This window comes from Streptomyces sp. NPDC058457 (assembly GCF_042720695.1).
In the GTDB taxonomy this organism is placed as follows: Bacteria; Actinomycetota; Actinomycetes; order Streptomycetales; family Streptomycetaceae; genus Streptomyces.
Window position 1 is genome coordinate 21,526 of sequence record NZ_JBHXLU010000104.1, and the last position, 20,328, is coordinate 41,853.

The window sequence follows — 20,328 nt, forward strand, 5'->3', positions numbered from 1 at the left end:
TCCGGATGCTGTCTTCCGGTTCAACCCTTTGGTTGAACGGTCAGCCGGGCAGCGGGTGGCGACAGAGGGGGGTGTTCTGTGGGAAGGATCCGCCGCAGGCTCATAACTGGGCGGGCAGTTCGGGTGCTGCCGTGTCCGAGGGCGTTGTCTCGGCAGGGGAGTCCGCGGCCATGGCCGTTTCCCCAGCTCCGCCGGATGAGCCGGGCGCATGCCGGTGGGCGGGTGTCTCGGTCGGTTCGAGGACGAGCCGCGGTGCTGGGGCGCTGCTGCGTTTGCCAAGGATGTCGCGGAGGCGATCGCCTTCGTGGACCTGGTGGAGACCGCTCGGTTGCGAAGAGCGGCGTGAAAGGGGAGGCGCGCACGGAGGGAGAGGACCATGTGATGCAGCTAGGGGGACTGATTGAGCAATCCGACGCTGCCCATCTCGGCGCGTTCGGGAGGGCCGTGCGGCGGCGACCGATGAGCGCGGGGTCGACCCGGCCTTGGATCTGGCCGGTGGCGATGCCAGCGCGAGCTCTCTGGTCTCCCTGTGGCCTTCGGGCGGGCGGTTTCTTTCGGCAACGCGAGCGGCTCGACAAGCCCCCTCTCCGGCTGGTCGCCTCCGCTCCCCTGCGCACGCGCCGGACAAGCGGACGACACGAGTGGCGGCCGTCACATGCCCTCAAGAACCTACGTCACCCTTGGCAATGTCTTACGGTCGTAATATTATGACTGGAATGTAAAGCTCCGCCGACCCGCCGGCGTTTTGCCTTCAGGGTCTGGACGACGATGTTCAGGGAGGCGCTATGGCAGGGAACAGGCGAGATGACTCGATAGCAGGGAACGTCGCACTCGTGACCGGCGGTGCCAGGGGGCTGGGTGCCGCGACTGCGCGGCGCCTGAGTGAGGAGGGGGCCCTGGTCTTCGTGGTCGACCTCCATCAATCGAGCGCCGGCCAGGGCGTCAACAAGGGAGTCACCGCGCTGCGCGGGGATGTCACCGATCTTGCCGACATGTCCAGAGTCGTCGAGAACGTGGTGGAGAAAACCGGTTGCCTCGACATCGTGATCGCAAACGCAGGTGTGGCGGCCAGGGGTGCAACACTCCGCGCTTCCTCGCCTCCTGTGATCGATCAGCTCTTCGATGTCAATGTCCGCGGGGTACTCAACACCGTCCACGCCTCGCTGCCACACATCATTGAGAGCAAGGGTCGCCTGGTGTTGCTGTCGTCGGTGTTCGCCTACGTCAACGGCACAGGGACGATCCCCTATGCGATGAGCAAGGCGGCCGTCGAGCAACTCGGCCGGGGACTGCGAGTTGAACTCGCCGCTCACGAGGCCAGTGTGACGACAGCTTACTTCGCCATGATCAACACCGACATGATCCGGCAGAGCGTCGACCAGGACCCCGCGGCACAAGCACTCCTCAACGGCCTGCCGAAAGTACTCCACAAGCGCATCAGCCCCGAGCAGGCGGCGCGCGCCATCGTCGCCGGACTGCGTCGCCGGGACGCGCGCGTCGTCCGCCCCCGCCGTTGGTCCGCCGTCTCGGCGCTGCGAGGCGTCCTCGCGCCTGCGATGGAGTCCCGATTGATCGGCGACAGCAAGGTCCAGAGCATCGTCGCCAGCCTCGACGCCCGCAAGGGCGAAGATCTCCTGACCTCCTGAGGTTGCTGGGCGTTCGTGCTGTCGGGGCGAAAACTCGCCGCCACGGAACCTCGCCCGCCCCCTTCCTCGCATGGCGAGGGACCTTCCGGCCGAGCACCCCAGGAGCTCCGAGCAGACAGGTGTCGACGGCCGGCATCGACACGCTTCGGGCGGTCGCGGCGGAGCGGCGCTCCTCGATGGAGCGCACACCGCGGACGCGATCTCCCTCTCGGGACGCCGGTGCGGCCACATCTCCACTTCTGGGCCCGCCGAATCCGCGCATACAGAAATGAGGCTCTTCGTGCATGACCTCCCCTTCCAGTCAGCCGCGGACCAGTTGAGTGCGCTGGCCTCGGGCCAGGTTTCGAGCGAGGAACTGCTTGAGATCTACCTGAGCCGGATCGGCGCCCACAACGGAACGCTGAACGCGATCGTCACCGTGGACGTCGAGCGGGCGCAGCGCGAGGCCAGGAATGCCGACGCGAAACGCGCGAGCGGGGCGGAAATCGGCCCGCTTCACGGCTTGCCGATCACACTGAAGGACAGCTACGAGACCGCCGGTATGCGGACGGTCTGTGGTCGGCCCGACCTCAAGGAATACGTGCCCGAACAGGACGCTGAGGCGGTACGACGGTTGCGTGCGGCGGGCGCGGTGATCATCGGCAAGACCAACATGCCCGCGGGAAACCAGGACGTCCAGGCGGACAACCCGGTGTTCGGGCCGACGCTGAACCCGTGGAACACCGCCCGCACGTCCGGAGGTTCCGCAGGGGGTGGCGCCGTCGCGACAGCCGCAGGGCTCACCGCTTTCGACTTCGGCTCGGAGATCGGCGGATCGACCCGGATCCCAGCACACTTCAGCGGCCTCTACGGGCACAAGGCCACCTGGCGCTCCATCCCGCTCATCGGCCACGTGCCGGGCGGACCAGGCGTAGGGCGATGGGGGGAGATCGACCTCGCCTGTGCGGGCGCCCAGGTGCGCGAGGCGCGCGATCTTGTTCCCATCCTCCACGCGACGGTCGGACCGCCTGAGCGCGACGGCGGCTTCAGCTACACCCTCGCACCTCCCCGAGCGAGCAAGTTGGGTGATTTCCGGGTCGCGGTGTGGAGCGAGGACGCGCAGTGTCCCGTCGACCATGACGTCGAAGCCGCAGTGGACGATGCCCTGAGCGCCCTCAAGGCCGCCGACGCGAAGGTCGAGTTGCAGCCCACCGTCCTCCCTGTCGACATGGCGACCAGCCATGACGTTTTCCTGCGCCTTCTCTTCGGTGCGTTCACCTACGACCGGTCCGGACTGACAGCGGCCTCCAACGCTGCGCTCCTCGCGCGTGTTGCCCAGCATCCTGGCGGTGAGGCGCTGTACGCCCTGCGAGGAACCTTCCAGTCGCACTACAGCTGGCTGCAGGCGGACGTCGTACGCCATGAGCTCCGGCAGCGGTGGACCGAGTTCTTCCGGGAATTCGATGTCCTGCTCATGCCAGTTACTCCGACCACGGCACCGCCTCACCACAACAAGCCGATCGACAGATTCGGACGCCGGATCCAGGTCGAAGGGCGGGCCCGCCCCTACTGGGACCAGGTCAAGTGGAGCGCCATTGCCAATGTGGCTGGCTCTCCGGCGACGACCGTCCCAGTCCGAACGGGCAGGGACGGTATGCCCGTCGGGCTGCAGGTGATGGGTCCGAGCGGCGGCGACCTCACCACCATCAAGTTCGCGGAACTCCTGGGTCGAGAGCTCGAGGGCTACCAGCCTCCTCCCGCCTTCGCGTGACGATCCATCGGCCCGCGCTGGCCTGAACCCGACCCTGCCTGCCGTCCCGGCTGCGCCGGCCACACCCAAGGAAAGCCCCGATGAACATGCTGGACACCCCCCTCACTCTTCCGAACGGCCAAGTGCTGGCCAACCGCCTGATGAAGTCCGCGCTCAGCGAGGCACTGGGAGACAAGAACAACGCGCCGGACGAGCGCCTTGGCCGTCTGTACTCCAGGTGGAGCCGAGGCGGATATGGCCTCATGATCACTGGCAACGTCATGGTCGATCGCACCCAGCTCGGCGAACCGGGCAACATAGTCATCGAGGACGAGCGCGATCTCCACGCCCTCTCACGTTGGGCCAAGTCGGCCCAGGACGCCGGTGTTCCGATCTGGGCACAGCTCAACCACCCCGGACGTCAGGCCAACCCGTTGGCGCTCGGACACACGCCGGTGGCACCCAGCCCGATCGCACCGAAGCTACCCGGAGCCAAGACGCCGCGGGAGCTGCGACCGGCAGAAATCGAGGAGATCATCGAACGCTTCGCCGCGGCCGCGGCCGTGTGCGAGACAGCCGGCTTCAACGGGGTACAGGTGCAGGGGGCCCACGGATATCTCATCTCTCAGTTCCTGTCACCGCTGTCGAACCGACGCGACGACCACTGGGGCGGCGACCTCGAACGACGGATGCGTTTCGGCCTTGAGGTCGTCCGGCGCATCCGTGCCCGTGTCAGCCCCAGCTTCGCCGTGGGCATCAAGCTCAACTCCGCAGACTTCCAGCGGGGCGGCTTCACCGAGGAGGAGTCTCAGGCCGTGCTGGCCGCGCTCGCCCGCGAACACGTCGACCTCATAGAAGTCAGCGGCGGTAGTTACGAGTCCATGGCGATGAGCGGCTCTGCCGCCCCCAGCACGAGGGCACGCGAGGCGTACTTCCTGGAGTACGCCCGTACTGTTCGCGAACTCGTCGGCGACATCCCCATCGCCGTCACAGGCGGATTCCGCACCCGCGATGCCATGCAACGAGCCGTACAGGACGGCGAATGCGACATGGTCGGCATCGGCCGCCCGACGATCACCACACCAGACGCAGCCCGGCTCATGCTCGCGGGCGAAGCCGACGCACTCACGGCACACCAGTTGCGTTACGGCATGCGAAGCCTGCTGGAAAGGATCACCGACCTCAAGTCCCTCGACGGAGTACTGGACCTCAGCTGGCACACCGACCAGATACACCGCCTCGGGAACGGCCTGCAACCCGACCTGAGTCGCGGCAGACTCGCCACCACCGTGGCAATGGTGCGGCGAAACGGCCGCACCTCATTCCGCGCCAAGCGAGGCGGCTCATGAGGACCTGAGACCTCAAGCTCAGGCCAGAACCTGTCCGGACTGTCGACCGATTCCCTGCCCGGTATCCGGAGCGCACGGCGATGCCACGGCCACCGGACTCGACATGCTGCCCTTCTGCCGGATCGCTCAGTTTGCCGACGGACAGGCCGTCGATCTGCATGCCGACAGTGCGAGGTCCGCGACCAGCTGTGAAGGAGGACGAGAAGAGGTCCGCATCCCGCCCGGAGGCAGTGCAGGCGGACCCAGTCCACCTACGTGCCTCGGGCGGTCGTTGCCAAGCCTGTTCATGGTTCGCTCTGGACTCCCGTTCGACGCGCACCCCTCAAGATCCGACCGGCACCAGCTACTCAGGTGCGGCCCGCCGCCGAACCAGATCGATGAAGACGGAACACCATCAGGTGTCCTGTATGGCTGGTGCCTGCGCGGGATCGGTTCCGGCGAACTCGCCGGTCTGCACTTTCGGTTCGAGGTGATCCCGCGGGCCCAGGCACAGGTCGACTGGTCTGATGAGGGAAACAGCCTCGCCGCGGCGGGAATCAAGAAGTCGCTCCGCCCGGACGCTCGATGGTGAAGGTCACGGCGCGAAGATCCTCGATGCGTGAACTACTCCCGACCAGGAGGTCGAACTCACCTGGCTCGACGACACGGCGTCCCGAGGCACCGACGAGGGTGCAGTCAGCGGCCGGAACCAGGATCTCCACCTCGACTGAATCACCCGGCTGGACGTCGACCTGAGTGAAGGTCTTCAGCTCGCGATCGGCCCACGTCACGCTTGTCACGCGGTCGCGGACGTACACCTGCACTGTCTCTCGCGCCGGGCGCCGGCCCGTGTTGGTCAGTGTCACCGTGGCTCGCACCGTGCCGGTGGACGGGACGACAGGATTCTGTATCTTCGGCTCCGAGTAGTGCACCGACGTGTAGCTGAGGCCCTCGCCGAAGGCGAACAGCGGATCCTGTGTCAGATCGGCGTATCTGTAACCGTGTTGTCCCCGGACCTGGTTGTAGTAGATCGGCAGCTGTCCGGCGTGGCGTGGAACGCTGAGCGGCAGTCGCCCGGTCGGCTCGATGTGTCCGAGCACGAGCTCGGCGATCGCCCGGCCACCCTGCATCCCCGGGTTGAAGGCCTGGATGATGGCGTCTGCTCCCAGGGCCGAAGCGGGGAGCGTCGAGGGTTTGCCTTGGACGAGGACGACGACGAAGGGCCGATCAAGCTTCTGTAGGGCATCGAGGAGGGCGATCTGACCGCCCATGAGCTCCAGCGACGCGGTGGAGCGACCTTCTCCGGTCAGACCGACGGTGTCGCCGACGACCACGACAATGTGGTCCGCCTGGGACGCGACCGCCACCGCCTCGGCAAGTTCCGCCTCGTCGACCTCGGCGGGCACGAACAACTCAGGTCGCGGCTGGCCGTCCGGCAGTACAGGGCCGGCCGGATCCGGGATCAGGCGGCCGACCTCCGCACCACGTCGATGGACGACGGTCCAGTCACCGGGGACAACGCGGTGGAATCCGTCGAGCACGGTGGTGGTCAACTCGCGGGGGTGCCCGTCGGGCAGCCAGTCCACCTGTCCGGATGCGCCCGCCCAGTCGCCCAGTTGGGCATGGGGGTCGTCGGCGAGCGGTCCGAGGACTGCGATCGTGCGTGGTGTCGCCGAGGACGCCCGCGCGGCCCCGCTGGGTGCTGTCCCCCCGTCCAGCGGCAGGATCCCGGTGTTGCGCAGGAGCACGAGTGAGCGCCGCGACAGTTCGAGGTTGAGAGCGGTGTGTTCGGCGGAGCCGATGACCGACTCCTGCCGCGAGCGGTCGGGGAGGCGTGGATCTTCGAACAGCCCGAGCTCGAACTTCAACCGGAGCAGTCGGGCGACCGCGGCATCGATCGCGGACTCTGCGAGGCGTCCCTGCGCCACAGCGGCCTGGGCGGCGTGGAAGAACGCCGGTGTCGTCATCACGAGGTCGTTGCCCGCTGTGACTGCCACGACGGCCGCCTCGACGTCGTCGGCGCACACCTTTTGCTCCCACACCATCCGACCGACGTTGTCCCAGTCGGTCACCAGGGTTCCGGTGAAGCCCCACTCGCCTCTGAGTACATCGTTCAACAGCCAACTGTTTGCTGTGATCGGCACACCGTCTACCGCTTGATAGCCGATCATGAAGGTGCGGCACCCGGCGTTCACAGCCTTCTCGAAGGGCGGCAGGAACCACGAGCGGAGCTTGCGGGGAGACAGGTCGGCCTCGCTCGCGTCACGGCCTCCCTGGGTTTCCGAATACCCCGCGAAGTGCTTGGCCGTCGCAAGAACCGCAGTCCTGTCGTCCAATCCTTCCCCTTGGTATCCCTGAATCATGGCCGCGCCCAGCTCGCCGATCAGGTACGGGTCCTCACCGAAGGTCTCGTCGCACCTTCCCCACCGCGTGTCGCGTGCGATGCACAACACGGGCGAGAAGGTCCAGTGCACTCCGGTGGCCGACACCTCCACGGCTGTCGCTCGCGCGGCGCGCCCGACAAGCTCACGGTCCCAGCTGCATGCCATGGCGAGCTGGGTCGGGAAGATCGTCGCACCCGGCCAGAACGAGTGGCCATGGATGCAGTCCTCCGCCATGAGCAAGGGGATCTGCAGACGTGTCCGCATCACCAGTTCGCGGGCATGGACACTTTTCTCGGGAGAAGCGTGCAGGAGCGAGCCGCACAACGAGCCGAGGACGAGGTCGTCAAGGTCACCGCGGGCGTCGAGTTGAAGCATCTGGCCGACCTTCTCGGCCAAGGTCATGCGTGCGATCAGGTCGGCGACGCGTTCGTCGACAGGCCTGCTCGGATCGAGGTAGGGCTCGAGATGCGGGCGTTCGGGGGCGTCGGCGCGCACGGGCGGGCGGTTCATCCAGCCACTCCATTCTGTACGGGCGACCGCGAGAACTCGACGTCGAGGGTGTGATGTCCGGACGGCAGTTCGCGGTCGGCGTGGCCCGGCCAGCGAAAGACCGCGCTGCTGCCCACGGGGACGGTCACCGAGACCGTCACGCGGTCGTCCAGGCGGTGCCAATCCACAGCGACTCGGCCGTGGGGGGTCTGCAGTGCACACCGAGCCCAGTCGATGCCGTCCGCAACCAGTGGTGCCACCAGGACCTCGCGGTAACCGGGGGTCAGGGGCGCGATGCCTCCGACAGCGCGATGGATCCAGTCGGCGACCGCCCCGAGCGCGTAGTGGTTGAAGCTGGTCATGTCGCCCGGGTTGATGCGACCGTCCGGCAGCATGGAGTCCCAGCGCTCCCAGACGGTCGTCGCGCCCATGGTGACCGGGTACAGCCACGACGGGCACTCACGCTGGAGAAGCAGGCGGTACGCGGTGTCGATGTGCCCCGTCGAGCTCAGAGCGCCGGTGACGAAGGGCGTTCCGGCGAAGCCGGTCGAGATACGGTGGCCGTTCGCTTCGACGAGTTGAGCCAGCCGGTCGCCGGCCCAGGCTCGTTCCGTTTCGTCGAGCAGCCCGAACGCGACAGCCAGCGTGTAAACGGAGGCGCAGTCGCTCTTGATGCGCTGATCGCCGACGTAATGGCGACGGAACGCGGCCCGGATGTCCGCGGCCGTAGAGGAGAATTCCGCGGCTTCCGCGGACTTGCCGAGCAGCTGTGCCGTCTGTGCGACGAGCATCATCGTCCGGTACGCGCACGCCGTTGCCACCACACCGGGGTCTGCTTTGGCGCGTTCTGGGTGTTCGGCAGGGGCGTCCGGGTCGAGCCAGTCGCCGAACTGGAAGCCCGTGTCCCACAGGCCCGAAGGGGACAGCGCCGCGCGGACCCTCCGCGCGTGGGCGAGCATCGTCGGGAAGGTCTCGCTCAGGATCGTGATCTCGCCGTACGCCTCCCACAGTGTCCAGGGAACCCAGACAGCAGCGTCGCTCCACAGGGCAACCGGATGGCCTGTGGGTGGGCCGGCCGGTTGGTCGGCTGCCGCGTCGACGGCGTGCTTGAGGATGTCGGGAACGACGAGTGGGACGACGTCGGCGTGGGACTGCTCAAGCGCGAGGTCACGCAGCCAGTCGAGGAGGAAGTCCTTCACGTCGAAGAGGAAGGCGGCCGTCGGTGCGAACGCCGAGAGGTCTCCCGTCCAGCCGAGGCGTTCGTCGCGTTGCGGGCAGTCGGTGGGGACATCGACGAAGTTGCCCTGCATTCCGCGGACGACGTTCGCGTGGAAGGTCGTCAGATCCGGATCGGAGCACTCGAACTCACCGGTCCGGCGCAGATCGGACGAGACGACCACGGCGGTCACCGCACCATCGACCGGAAGCCCCTCCGGCCAGCCTCTGAGTTCGGCGTAGCGAAACCCGTGGAAGGTCATCGTCGGCTCGAAGGTGTCGTCGCCGCCGCTCAACGTGAAATGGTCGGTCGCCAGAGCCGAACGCAGTGGCCGGACGCACAGCTCGCCGTCTTCGAGGACCTCGGCGTGCCGTGCCGTGATGACCGTCCCCTCTGGTCCGCGCACACGGAGCTTGAGCCAGCCGACGACGTTCTGTCCGAAGTCGATGAGGAGGGCGCCGGAGGAGCTGTGCCATGTTCTCTGCGGCTGCAGGTGGGCGATTCGCCGTACCGGCGGTGCGGGGTCGAGGGTGAGGCGGGCGCTGTCGTAGTCCACCAGGCGGACGCCGGCCCAGCCTTCGGCCTGGAATCCGGGGCGCAGCCAGGCATCGTCCTCGCGTCGGGCATCAATGGCCTGGCCGTCGTACAGGTCGTCGGCGACCACCGGTCCGGGACCGGACATCCACGACTCATCGGTCGCGACAACCGCTTCGTGCCCGTCGGCGTAGGTCAGCCGCAGTTCCGCGAAGGCAGCGATGTCCGGGCCATAACGATTCGTCTCGATCCAGCCCAGACGTCCGCGGTACCAGCCGTTGCCGACGGTGATCGCGAGCGTCGAGATCTCGTCGACGAGACCGGTCACGTCGAGCTCGACGAAGTGCAGTCGCCACTCGTAGCTGGTCCACCCCGGAGTCAGTACGGCGTCCGTCACGGGCCGCCCGTTGATCCAGGCCTCACATATGCCCAATGCGGACAGTCGCAGGGTGGCGGAGACCAGTCCTCCGTGCCCTGGCTCGGTGGAGAACTCCCGTCGGAACCGCGGGGCGGATTCGATGCCGTTTTCGGGCGCGATGAAGCGCCCCGTCCAGATGGTCACGTAAATTCCAATTCGCTAAATCGCGGTGGGGGGATAACGATGAACTCAGCCCTTGAGGCCGCCCGCAAATCCTTGGACGATGTAGCGCTGCAGTACGAAGTACGCAATCAGGATCGGCACGATGCTGATGATGATCCCGGCGAAAATAAGGTTCCACTGGGCGCCGTACTGACCGACGAATCCGTAGACGGCGACAGTGATCGTCTTGTTCCCTGAACCCGACAGGTAGAGCAGCGGTTGCAGGAAATCATTCCAGGTGAATACCGCATTCAGGATGATGACCGTTCCGGTGATCGGCCGCATCAGCGGGAATACCACCGACCAGAAGGCGCGGAATGCGCTTGCGCCGTCGAGCGCGGCAGCCTCTTCGAAATCGTGGGGCAGGGCGCGCATGAAGCCGGCGTACAGGAAGATCGTGAACGGCATCGACTGGCCGACGTTCGCGAGGATGACGCCGCTGAGCGAGCCGAGCAGGTGGATGTCGCGCATCGTCTGGTACAGCGGGAGCAGAGCGAGCTGCATGGGAAGCAGGAGGCCCACAAGGAACGCGAAGTAGCTGACGGTGGACCACCGCGAGCGCAGCCGGGAGAGGGGGTAGGCCGCGGACGAAGCGAAGACGACCAGGAAGACGATGGTCAGGATCGTGACTATCGCGCTGTTGATGAGCCCACCGCCGAGAGCGCCCTGGTGCCATGCGTCGACGAAGTTCTGGAAGGTCGGATGCTTGGGAAGTGCAAGGGTCGAGCTCTGGTCGCCAGGAGCCTTGAAGGCAATGTTGAAGAGCAGAACGACCGGGAAAATGAACACCAGGGCCGTCAGGATCATGACGACTTCGAGGACCCCTGTCCTCCATGTGTAGCGATACATCTCAGCCTTCGTTCCTGGAGATCATCCGATACTGAAACGCCGATGCCGCAGCCACGAACAAGGTGAGTACGACAGCCAGGGCAGCGCCGTTACTGAATCGCCCCAGCTGAAAAGCGTTCTTGTAGATCAGTGTCGAAATCGTGTCGGTCGCACCGCCGGGTCCGCCCTGGGTCATGACGAAGACTTGGTCGAACAGCTTGAAGCCCCCGATAAGGGAGAGCATCAGGTTGATCGTGAACGCCGGAGCCAGCATCGGACGGACGATGTACCAGAAACGCCGGACCGGGCCGGCGCCGTCGATCGCCGCCGCTTCGATCACTTCGTCCGGAATTCCCTGGAGCCCCGCGAGGAAGATGACCATGGAGTATCCGACAAACTGCCAGATCACGACCGCGATGATCGCCCAGATCGCGACCTTCGGGTCGCCGAGCCAGTTCTGCCGCAATCCACCGAGGCCGATGTCCTTGAGAACCTGGTTGAGTGCACCTTCCGGGGCGAGGAGGTTCTGCCAGAGGAAACCCACCGCGATCGACGTGATCACCACAGGTGCGAAGAAGAGAACCCGAAGGAAGTTCCGCGACTTGATCCGTGAGTTCACACCGAGGGCGATGAGCAGGCCGATGGCGTTCTGGACCACTGTCACCGTGACTGCGATCAGCAGGGTGTTCTTGATCGCTGTCAAGCTGTTCGTGTCGTCGAAAATCGATCGGAACTGGTGCAAGCCCACCCAGTGCTTGGCCGACGAGACACCGTCCCAGTCGGTGAACGCGAAGAGGCTGCCCTGGACCGCAGGAACGATCACCGCGAACGCGTAGAGCGCGGCTGCGGGCAGAACGAACCACCACACCGACTGTGCGTAACTGCGGTACCGACGCCTCGATCCGGAGGCCGGCGCGTCAGCGCGCGCGGGATCAGCACTTGTTGCCATGTCGAGACTCCTTGCTGTCTCTTGCAGAAGGACAGCGCGGTGCGCGTTCCTCGCGCCGCGCCGTCCCGTTCTTCCAGCTCATCCCTTGTAAGCGGCATCCATTGCGGCGAGCACGTCCTTGACCGAGGCCTGTCCGCCCAGGAGCTTCTGCAGCTCGTCCTGGTAGACCTGCGTCACGTTGGCGTTGGGCCAGGTCTGGTCGGGGAACGCGGCGGTCTTGTCGCTGTGCACCTGATCCGAGACACCCGCCAGAGCCGGCGTGGGCTTGAATCCCTCCACCGTGGTGCTGGGGAAGATGGATCCGGCCTTGACCGCGACGTCCATCCCCTTCTTGGACATGTAGAAGTCGAGGAACTTCTTCCCCAACGCGACGTTGCCCTTGGCGTTGACGCCGTACCCCGCCCCCAGGCCGACCGGCAGGACGGTCTGCGAGGGGTCGTCCGTTGCCGGGAGCGCGGCGGTCTCGAACGTCGTTCCGCTCGGCGCGTCCTTCTGGATGTCCACGATCTGGTTGCTCACCGTCACGATGCCGAGGGCGCCACCCGTGGCGACCTGCTTCTGCGCGACATCGAGGCTCGTGCCGAGCGAGTCCTTGGTGAAGCACCCGGCTTTGAGCATCTGCTGGTACTTCGTCAGCGCGGTGGTCCACTGGGAATCGCTGAACGTCGCTTTGCCGGCTGCCTGCTGGGCCGAGAAGCCCGGGTTCGGTCCGTACACAAGAGTGGCGGTGAGAGTGTAGGGAAGGTAGTTGAAAGTACCGCCGGCGAGGCCGGCCATCGCGTAGGCCACCTTGCCCTTGGCCTTCGCGGCCGAGCAGAGGCCGAGCACCTGGCTCCACGTGGTGGGCGCCGTCTTGCCGATGGCCTTGAGTGCCTGCGTGTTGTATGTGGCGGGGATGATCGTCGAGTTGTTGGCGACCATCAGCACCTTGCCGTCGGCGCTCATGACGTTCTTGGTCGCTTCGTTGAAGTTCGAAGCCCAGCTCTCGGCGGAGAGGTCTGCGAGGTACTTGCCCTTGGCCAGGGTCTGGGCCGTGATCGGGTTTCCGTTGCCGGGGAAGACGACGTCGACATCGGCTGCGGTGCCCGAGACGAGCTGGGTGTTGATCTGCGTGAGGATGGCCGGCCAGGGATAGCCGGTCAACTTGACCTTGACTCCCGGGTTGTCCTTCTCGAACTGGGCGACGACCGCCTTCATCACGGCGTCACCGGACCAGCCGGCGACCGTGAGGGTCTTGCTGCCGGAGGCGGATCCCGAGGAGGAATTCGAGTCGGTCGAACATCCGGCGAGTGCCAGCGCTGCGGCCGCACCCACACTGGCGACCGCGACTGCACGGTTTCTTCGCATGAAATGCTCCGTTGGATTCCAAACGTGGGGCCTGGACGTTATTGCCCCGTAAACAGGACTCGTCCAGCAATGTGCTAGTGACCGTAGGACTCGGGAGTGCGAGTGTCAACCGGTTCACAAAAATTGGTTCGCGATGCCTCGGGCCCGCCGATGGGGCGGAGGACTGGAGCAAAGGCGCTGCTCAGCAGCGGCGCGCAGGCGAGCGTGATCGGATTCGACGGCGACCGGTCTACAAGCGTGGGGCATGAGCCGGATGCGCGGTGGTAGCCTCGCGGATGGTTTCAAGAAGGAGGGCAACCGTGGGATCGGATGCGTCCGCCGGTGCTGCTCGGCGCCCCTCGATGGACGATGTGGCCCGGGCCGCAGGAGTGTCCAAGGGTGCGGTGTCCAAGGTGATCCGCAATGCGTACGGGGTCAGCGATGCCATGCGGACGCGCGTGGAGGCCGCGATCCAGGAGCTGGGCTACCGGCCGCGCATCGCGGCCAGGGCCATGAGGGGGTCGAGCTTCAGTATCGGCCTGGAGATCCCCAACCTCGGCAACGACTTCCTGACCCAGATCATGCAGGGTGCGGCCGCGCAGTTGGCCGGTTCGAGCTACCAACTGATGATCGCCCCAGGGATCGGCGAGCTCAGCGGTGCGCCGGTCCTGGAGAATCTGGCCGACCGCCAGGTCGACGGTCTCATAGCGATCTCGCCCGAGGTCACGCCGGCCTGGCTTGAGACCCTCGCCCTTGAGCTTCCGATCGTCCTCATCGGACGGCACGACGACTCCGTCAACTACGACACGGTCACCAATGACGACGTCGCAGGTACGACGTTGGCCCTCGACCATCTGCGCACTCTGGGGCATGAGCGGATCGCGCACCTCACGATGCGGATGCAGCCCGAGGTCCAGCCGCGCGCCCCGCACTCGCTCCGCCTGCTGACGTACGAGCAGATGACCGCCGACGCCGGCCTGGACTCGATCATCGAATACTGCAGTGACGCACAGGACGACGCTTACGCTGTGGCACGCGAACTGCTGAGCCGTGATCCCTCCATCACCGCCATCTTCGCCGGGCATGACACGCTGGCGATCGGCGTGCTGCGCGCGCTCGCGGATCTGGGACTGACCACCAGGGATGTCTCCGTGGTGGGGTATGACGACATCCAGGTCGCCGGCCACCCGCTGGTGTCGCTTTCCACCGTCTCGCAGTTCGGTGAGAAGATGGGTGCGATGGCGATCGAGCTGCTGATGGAGCGGATCTCCGGCCGGCGAACGACTGCGCGCCACTACCAGATCCACCCGGAGCTGCGAGTCAGAGCCTCGTCGCAGGCCGCACGCAGCCGCAACCTGCCCGAGAATCGCACGGGGAGCTGAGCGCCGGACCCGCGGAGCACGGCCGGGTCCGGTGCATTGCCCACCCTTCTGTGGCCGCTCAGCCCTGACGGCGGGCTGCCCTCCCCCGTGGCGAGGGATCCAGGACACAGTCCCGTTCCGAGGCGGACCGGACTGCGTGATGCAGTGCGGGATGTTTACGAAAATGGACCGGTCTACGTTCCTGGGCGGGACGTCGTTCGACGAGCAGGTCGTCAGGCGCGCCCGACGGGAAACGCCGGTCATGTTGGGGCCTTCGGCCGGACAGGCGGCGGTAATTGCCAGTAACGCTCTTCAGCAAGCTGGTCGGCCTCCGCAGGGGCAGGCGCCGACCTGGTTCGCTGCCTTGTCCGACTGCGATCCCGACAGACCCGCTTCCTGCTGACTGAGCCTCAGTGGTCATGCGCGTGCAGTCCGAGAGGACACCAGAGCGGACCGAATACCGTCGAGCACGTCGAAGACTTCGACGGTGGCGCGAAGGGGGTGCCACTCGTGTTCCGTGTCGCCGCGGAGGATCGCCTCCGTCACCGCGCGGAGCATGGGGATGTAGCCGTTGCCCTCGCGGTCGAATCGCGAGATGTCGGGTGACGAGAAGAGCTCGCCGGTGAACGTGCCGTCCAGGGCATGGGTGGCGTACTGGGTGGCCCTCATGAACGGTGCGGGGATCGTCATCCATCCGGCGGTGCCGCTCACCGAGGCGGTCGGTTCGATGAACTGCACCATGGATGCGGCCAGATGCGCGACCCGGCCTCCGTCGTACCGCAGCGTCATGTACTCGGTCAGGTCGACGCCGTCGGCCCGGATGTCACCGTCGGCGATGATTCCGCTGGGCGTGCCGAGCAGCTCAAGTGCCAGCGTGACGGGGTAGATCCCCTGGTCGAGCAGGGTGCTGCTGGCCCGCTCGGCCGACCAGCGGTCCGAGTCCGCCGTCCCGAACGGGAGCCCGAAGTACCCGCGTACCGCGCGGATGTCGCCGATGCGGCCGGCGCGGGCCTGGTCGACGAAGGCTCGGAAGCTCGGATTGAACTTCATCCACATCGCTTCCATCGCGAACACGCCACGGCGCTGCGCCGCTCCGGCGATCTCCCGGGCCTCGGCCGCGTTCACCCCGAGCGGCTTCTCGACGAGGACATGCTTGCCGGCCTCGATGGCCCGCAGCGCCATCGAGGCATGCAGCGCGTGCGGGGTCGCCAGGTAGACCGCGTCGACCTGCGAGTCGGCCAGAAGGGCGTCCATGTCGTCGAAGGCGCGCGAGAAGTCGAACTCGGCGGCGAAGGCGCGAGCCCGGTCGAAGGAGCGGGACAGCACCGCCGCTCGACTCGCTCCCGGAACGGTCGCGAAGTCCGCGGCGATCTGCCGGGACACATCGGCAGTCCCGACGATCGCCCAACGAACCTCATTGGACGGGCGAGAATCAGGCATTCTTCGTTCCTCCGATGGTGACGGTGCCGACGTCAGGACGTGCCGTTCGGGGACATGCAGCGGATCGGCTCACTGCCGTCCCACGTGGCTGCGGCGGTACGCAGCATCTCGGCGAAGCCGTCCGTGCCGGCGGAACGCTCCATGATCTCGATGACCTGTGCCGGGCCGGTGGGTGCTTCGAGGTACGCGTACTGAATCGGGCTCTTCCTGTCGTCGCTGGACCATACGACCGGCCAGCCAGTGGCCCGGACGACGGCCTGGACCGCCGTGTCGAGGTCGTCGACCCACCAGGCGAGTTGCTGGTATCCCTCCCGCCCGGAGGCCAGGAACTCCGTGTAGATGCTGGGCGTTTCGTCGTCCGGCTGAATCAGTTCGATCTGCAGATCACCAGAGTTGCTGAGAGCGAGGGACAGGGGGGCTGTGCAGGGTTGACCGCGGTAGAGCGCGTGCAGGGGTTGTCCGTGCATCACGTACCAAGGACCGACCCCCAGTGACAGCCAATTGCCCACTGCCTCGTCAAGGTCGCGGACGACGTAGCCGATCTGGCGGATGGATCCCTGCAGAGCGGCCGCCCGGGAGGACTGGTGCATCGGAGCACTCCCATCGATACCGAGTACCTATTAGGTAAGAGGTAAGCTGTAAATTACAACATCGGATGTGTGCCGACAAGAGATGTCCTGATACGAAGGCCCGTGTGAACATGGCTGAGGGAGTCCCGGCTTACCGGCGTGACCGGCTTCGACTGCCGGCCGCCCAGCGGCGGCGGCAGATCGTGGAGGTGACGAGGCGCCTGATCGCCGAGCGGGGCTTCTGGGGCCTGTCGATGCAGGACGTCGCCGATGGCTGCGGCCTGACCGTCCAGGGGCTGCTGCACCATGTCGGTTCGAAGGACGGACTGCTCGCGTCGGTCCTGGAGCACGCCGAGATCGAGGACGCACTGCAACTGGCCGTGCAACTCGGCACGGGTGACAGCGACTTGACGGGTGACCCGGTGGACGGCACTGCGCCGGGTGTGGTCGACCTGCCGCAGGTGTGCGCCGCGATCGTACGGCGCAACGCGGTGCAGCCCGAGATCGTCCGGCTGCACGCCGTGCTCGCCGCCGAGTCACTGGAGCCACGCCACCCGGCGCACGCGTACTTCCTCGCCCGTCACCGACGAGCGCTCGCAGCTCTGTCCGAGCTGGCCAAGCCTCTCAGCAGGGACCCGGAATCGCTGGCCCGGCAGATCCTGGCCACGATGGACGGTCTGGAGCTGCAATGGCTGCGCGACCCGGACAACGCCGACCTGGTCCGGGAATGGGAGGCCGCGTCCGCGCTCATCTTCGGACAAGCGGGCACCTGACTCATGGCGACCTGGCCGGTGTCGACCGCGAGCATCAAGATCTCTGGTCCTCCGACTGGGCAGAGTATCGACGTGGGAAAGGCCGCCGCTGTGAGCGTGCAGGGCCCGGTCGCAGGCCAGCTCTTGATCGAACGCGTCGTCGCGAGTGTTCCGCCGTCCATCGCGCCCCCGCTGGCAGGGGTATTGCGTGGTCCCACGCCGCTGGACCGTCGAGCGCCCCCTGGGCCGGCACATGAAATACCGTTGCATGGCCCGCGACTACGAGGTACGCCCCCGTTCTTGAACGGCAGGGCAACCACATTCCCGTGATTGCCTGTCCGCGTATCAGGTGGAGGAGCGTGCGATGACCTGTGGGTTGGTGGGCGAGATGGGAAAGTTGCCTTCGCGGCCCGCGAGGGCGGCGAGCACGGCTTCGGCACGGTGCCGCCCCGCCTCCAGGACGTCGAAGAAGACAGTCGAGAGCGGGGGGCTGGCGAAGCGGGCCATGGGGTGGTCGTCGACGCCGATGACGGCGAGGTCGTCGGGTGCGTGGAGGCCGTGTTCGCGCATGCCGGCCAGCAGGACGATCGCGGTCTCGTCGTTGAAGGTGCACACGGCCGTCACGTCCTGACCCTTCCAGGCGGTCACGGCCCGGGTGGAGCTGGTGATCTCCAGATCCATGGTGACGACGACAGGCGGGGCGATGCCGGCGGCGGCGCAGGCGTTCGTGACGCCGAGCAGGCGGCCCTCGGCCATCTGCCGGTACGAGGAGTTCTCGGGCAGTGCGTAGCCGATGCGCCGGTGTCCGCGCTGGATGACGTGTTCGGCCTGCAGCCGGCCGGCCGATTCCCAGGGAGGGGGTTGGTCCACGTTCGTGGGCAGGACGACGGTCGCCCCGAGTCGGTGCAATGCCTGGACGGTGTCCTGATCGAAGGGGGCCAGGCCCAGGACGGCCGAGGGGCCGAGGGTGGCGCAGACGTCGAGCAGGGGACGTCCGTGTGCGCCCAGCAGGTGGGTGACCAGGGTCAGGCCGTGCCCGGCCAGTGAGCCGGCGAGTTCCTCCACGAAGCGGCTGATGCTCGGGCCGATCGGCAGGTCGGGGATGGTGAGCAGGACGATGTCGCTCCGCCCGGCGGCGAGGGCACGCGCCGAGGCGTGCGGCCGGTAGTTCAGCCGCTGGGCGGCCTCCACGACACGGCGCCGGGTCTCTTCCGGGATGGACTGCCCGGGCCGGTCGTTGAGCACGTAGCTCACAGTGGTGGGGGAAACGCCGGCGGCGCGGGCGACGTCGACGCCGGTGGTCCGTTTCGGGGGGCGTGTCATGGTCCTCTGAGGTTGTCGGCGTCCTCGACCTTATCCCAGGCCGGCCCCTGTTCCTGCGAGTCGGCCACCGTTGGCGCCGGGGTCTGGTCACGGCCATGGAGAGCGCGAATGCCGTCGGGCCGGTGAAGTGGACTGCGTCTCCAGCCGTGGCGTTATGAATTCGTAGCATTACGAGGCCTTGTTGCTTTCGATGCATCCGATGCTAGCTTACTGAAGCGCTTCAGTGATGCGCTTCACTTAGAGCTGAGTCGCTGCCGCTGAGCCGACTGATCGCGATGAGCGAGGTCCGCATCGATACGGCGGGCCTCGATGGACTCGGCAGCCGAAACCGTAAGAGCCGCCATCCGGCCCTGCGAGCTCCACCCCGCCCGCTCGAAAGGACACCGATGTCCCACACCGAGACCGCTCCACAACCAACAGAGGAAGGCACCGGGTTCGGCATGCGCCACGCGCTCGTGCTGATCTCCCTCCTCTGGGCGGTGGCACTGAACCCGATCGTCGTTCTGCTCACTGGAAACGCCCAGGCTCAGATCGCGATCCACTTCCGCACCACCGAAATCGTCTGGTTCACCCAGGCCGGGGCCCTGGTGGGCACCTTCGTGCTGCCGTTTGCGGTCAAGGCGGCCGCGCTCTACGGCAAGAAGCGCGTCCTGGTCGTCGTCGCCGCGTTCGGCCTGGTCGGCGATCTGATCGCAGCGTTGTCGACGAACTATTCGATGCTGCTGGTAGGGCGAACCATCGCGGGTATCTACGGCGCGGCAGCGGCCGTGGCCTACGCGACGGCCCGTGACGTGTTCCCACGTCGCCTGGTCGGGCCGGCCAGCGCACTGCTGGGAGGCAGTATCGGCATCGTCGCCCTGGGCGGCCCGTTCTTGTCCGGTTGGCTGCTGGACACCTGGGGCTTCCACGGTGCGCTGTGGTTCATGGTGGTCTCCACCGCGCTGTGTGTGGTGATCCTGGTGGCCTTCGTGCCCGAGAGCCCGGTCCGTGAGGAGCAGAGCCGGATGGACTGGATCGGCGGGCTGCTGCTGGGCGCGGGCCTGACCGCGATCGTCTACTCGATCGGACAGGGCACGGACTGGGGCTGGACCAGCGGCACGTTCTTCGCCTACATGGGCGGGGGCCTGCTGGCACTGATGGTCTTCGTGCTCGCCGAGCGTCGCATCGAGCACCCGCTGTTCCCGGCCTCGCTGATGACCCGTCGCCAGGTCTGGGCGGTGTTCCTGGCCACCGCCGTCGGCTCAGCAGCAACCTACGCGGTCGGCACGGACACACAACTGCTAGCACTGATGCCGAAGATCCCGACCGTCTCCGACGGCCTGGGCTGGACGGCGACGCACAACGCGTGGGTTACCTCCCCGCTGAGTCTGATCATCATCGCGACCGCCATCGCGACCGGTGTGCTCGCACGACGGTTCGACGCGCGGATCCTGCTGGCCACGGGCGGAGTGCTGGCCGCCGTCGGCTACGGCCTCGGCTCGCACCTGCACCATACGGCAGCCCAATTGATCATCATGGGTGTGGTGTCGGGCCCAGGCGCCGGCCTGATCGTCGCCGTCGCCCCGATCATGATCATTGAAGCGGTCTCGCCGAAGGAACAGGCTCTCGCCAATGGCGCCCAGGCCCTGATGATGGGCATAGTCCAGGCGATCTTCACCACGCTCACCTTCTCCCTGATGGCCCGTGGCGGCAAGATCATGCATGGCACCCAGTTCTACCGCGACTCCGGCTTCACCAACGGATTCTGGCTCGCGGCAGGCGGTTCCGCAGCAGCCGCGCTGCTGGTGCTGCTGATCCCCAAGCCCGGTCGGCTTGACCAGGCCGAGGTCGGTCAGGCCGCATCCTGACCCGCATTTCCGGGCCGGCCTCGGTGC

Annotated in this window: 14 protein-coding genes; 6 read left to right on the plus strand and 8 right to left on the minus strand. The window is 66.6% G+C overall.

The window, feature by feature from the left end; all coding sequences use genetic code 11:
* The first annotated feature begins 833 nt into the window (after nt 1–833).
* The 3 genes from ACFWPS_RS45975 to ACFWPS_RS45985 all read left to right on the plus strand — a co-directional run bounded on the left by ACFWPS_RS45975 (nt 834) and on the right by ACFWPS_RS45985 (nt 4,724).
* Nucleotides 834–1,646 carry an SDR family NAD(P)-dependent oxidoreductase gene (locus tag ACFWPS_RS45975; protein WP_383718025.1) on the plus strand — a complete coding sequence of 271 codons (813 nt, stop codon included), beginning with the start codon at nt 834–836 and terminating at the stop codon, nt 1,644–1,646.
* Nucleotides 1,647–1,926: 280 nt separating this feature from the next.
* Nucleotides 1,927–3,396 carry an amidase gene (locus ACFWPS_RS45980; protein ID WP_383718029.1) on the plus strand — a complete coding sequence of 490 codons (1,470 nt, stop codon included), beginning with the start codon at nt 1,927–1,929 and terminating at the stop codon, nt 3,394–3,396.
* An 80-nt stretch (nt 3,397–3,476) separates the two neighbouring features.
* A complete protein-coding gene (locus tag ACFWPS_RS45985; RefSeq protein ID WP_383718032.1) occupies nt 3,477–4,724 on the plus strand; it encodes an NADH:flavin oxidoreductase/NADH oxidase family protein in 1,248 nt (415 codons plus the stop codon).
* A 536-nt stretch (nt 4,725–5,260) separates the two neighbouring features.
* Here ACFWPS_RS45985 and ACFWPS_RS45990 read toward each other — a convergent pair.
* The 5 genes from ACFWPS_RS45990 to ACFWPS_RS46010 form a co-directional block, all read right to left on the minus strand.
* Nucleotides 5,261–7,597 (minus strand): glycoside hydrolase family 3 N-terminal domain-containing protein, encoded by a 2,337-nt coding sequence (locus ACFWPS_RS45990; RefSeq protein WP_383718034.1) that lies wholly within the window; start codon nt 7,595–7,597, stop codon nt 5,261–5,263.
* On the minus strand, nt 7,594–9,888 hold the full coding sequence (locus ACFWPS_RS45995; RefSeq protein ID WP_383718037.1) for a family 78 glycoside hydrolase catalytic domain: 2,295 nt from the start codon (nt 9,886–9,888) through the stop codon (nt 7,594–7,596). Before ACFWPS_RS45995 ends, ACFWPS_RS45990 begins: the two co-directional genes overlap by 4 nt.
* A gap of 45 nt (nt 9,889–9,933) precedes the next feature.
* Nucleotides 9,934–10,755, minus strand: coding sequence for a carbohydrate ABC transporter permease (locus ACFWPS_RS46000; protein WP_383718040.1), 822 nt, complete (start codon nt 10,753–10,755; stop codon nt 9,934–9,936).
* Between the two features lies 1 nt (nt 10,756).
* A complete protein-coding gene (locus tag ACFWPS_RS46005; RefSeq protein ID WP_383718042.1) occupies nt 10,757–11,683 on the minus strand; it encodes a carbohydrate ABC transporter permease in 927 nt (308 codons plus the stop codon).
* Nucleotides 11,684–11,761: 78 nt separating this feature from the next.
* Nucleotides 11,762–13,030 carry an ABC transporter substrate-binding protein gene (locus ACFWPS_RS46010; protein ID WP_383718045.1) on the minus strand — a complete coding sequence of 423 codons (1,269 nt, stop codon included), beginning with the start codon at nt 13,028–13,030 and terminating at the stop codon, nt 11,762–11,764.
* Between the two features lie 341 nt (nt 13,031–13,371).
* Between ACFWPS_RS46010 and ACFWPS_RS46015 the strand changes: the two genes are divergently transcribed.
* Nucleotides 13,372–14,391, plus strand: coding sequence for a LacI family DNA-binding transcriptional regulator (locus tag ACFWPS_RS46015; protein WP_383718048.1), 1,020 nt, complete (start codon nt 13,372–13,374; stop codon nt 14,389–14,391).
* Between the two features lie 396 nt (nt 14,392–14,787).
* On the opposite strand, the gene ACFWPS_RS46020 is transcribed toward ACFWPS_RS46015, so the two are convergent.
* Both ACFWPS_RS46020 and ACFWPS_RS46025 read right to left on the minus strand, forming a co-directional pair.
* Entirely contained in the window at nt 14,788–15,810 is a 1,023-nt protein-coding gene (locus ACFWPS_RS46020; RefSeq protein WP_383718051.1) for a Gfo/Idh/MocA family protein, read from the minus strand.
* Nucleotides 15,811–15,842: 32 nt separating this feature from the next.
* Nucleotides 15,843–16,400: a VOC family protein gene (locus tag ACFWPS_RS46025; protein ID WP_383718054.1), complete on the minus strand. Its 558-nt coding sequence runs from the start codon at nt 16,398–16,400 to the stop codon at nt 15,843–15,845.
* A 110-nt stretch (nt 16,401–16,510) separates the two neighbouring features.
* On the opposite strand from ACFWPS_RS46025, the gene ACFWPS_RS46030 reads away from it, so the two are divergent.
* Nucleotides 16,511–17,152 (plus strand): TetR/AcrR family transcriptional regulator, encoded by a 642-nt coding sequence (locus tag ACFWPS_RS46030; RefSeq protein ID WP_383718057.1) that lies wholly within the window; start codon nt 16,511–16,513, stop codon nt 17,150–17,152.
* Between the two features lie 324 nt (nt 17,153–17,476).
* On the opposite strand, the gene ACFWPS_RS46035 is transcribed toward ACFWPS_RS46030, so the two are convergent.
* A complete protein-coding gene (locus tag ACFWPS_RS46035; protein ID WP_383718059.1) occupies nt 17,477–18,454 on the minus strand; it encodes a LacI family DNA-binding transcriptional regulator in 978 nt (325 codons plus the stop codon).
* A 386-nt stretch (nt 18,455–18,840) separates the two neighbouring features.
* Between ACFWPS_RS46035 and ACFWPS_RS46040 the strand changes: the two genes are divergently transcribed.
* On the plus strand, nt 18,841–20,301 hold the full coding sequence (locus ACFWPS_RS46040) for an MFS transporter (RefSeq protein WP_383718062.1): 1,461 nt from the start codon (nt 18,841–18,843) through the stop codon (nt 20,299–20,301).
* Nucleotides 20,302–20,328 lie beyond the last annotated feature (27 nt).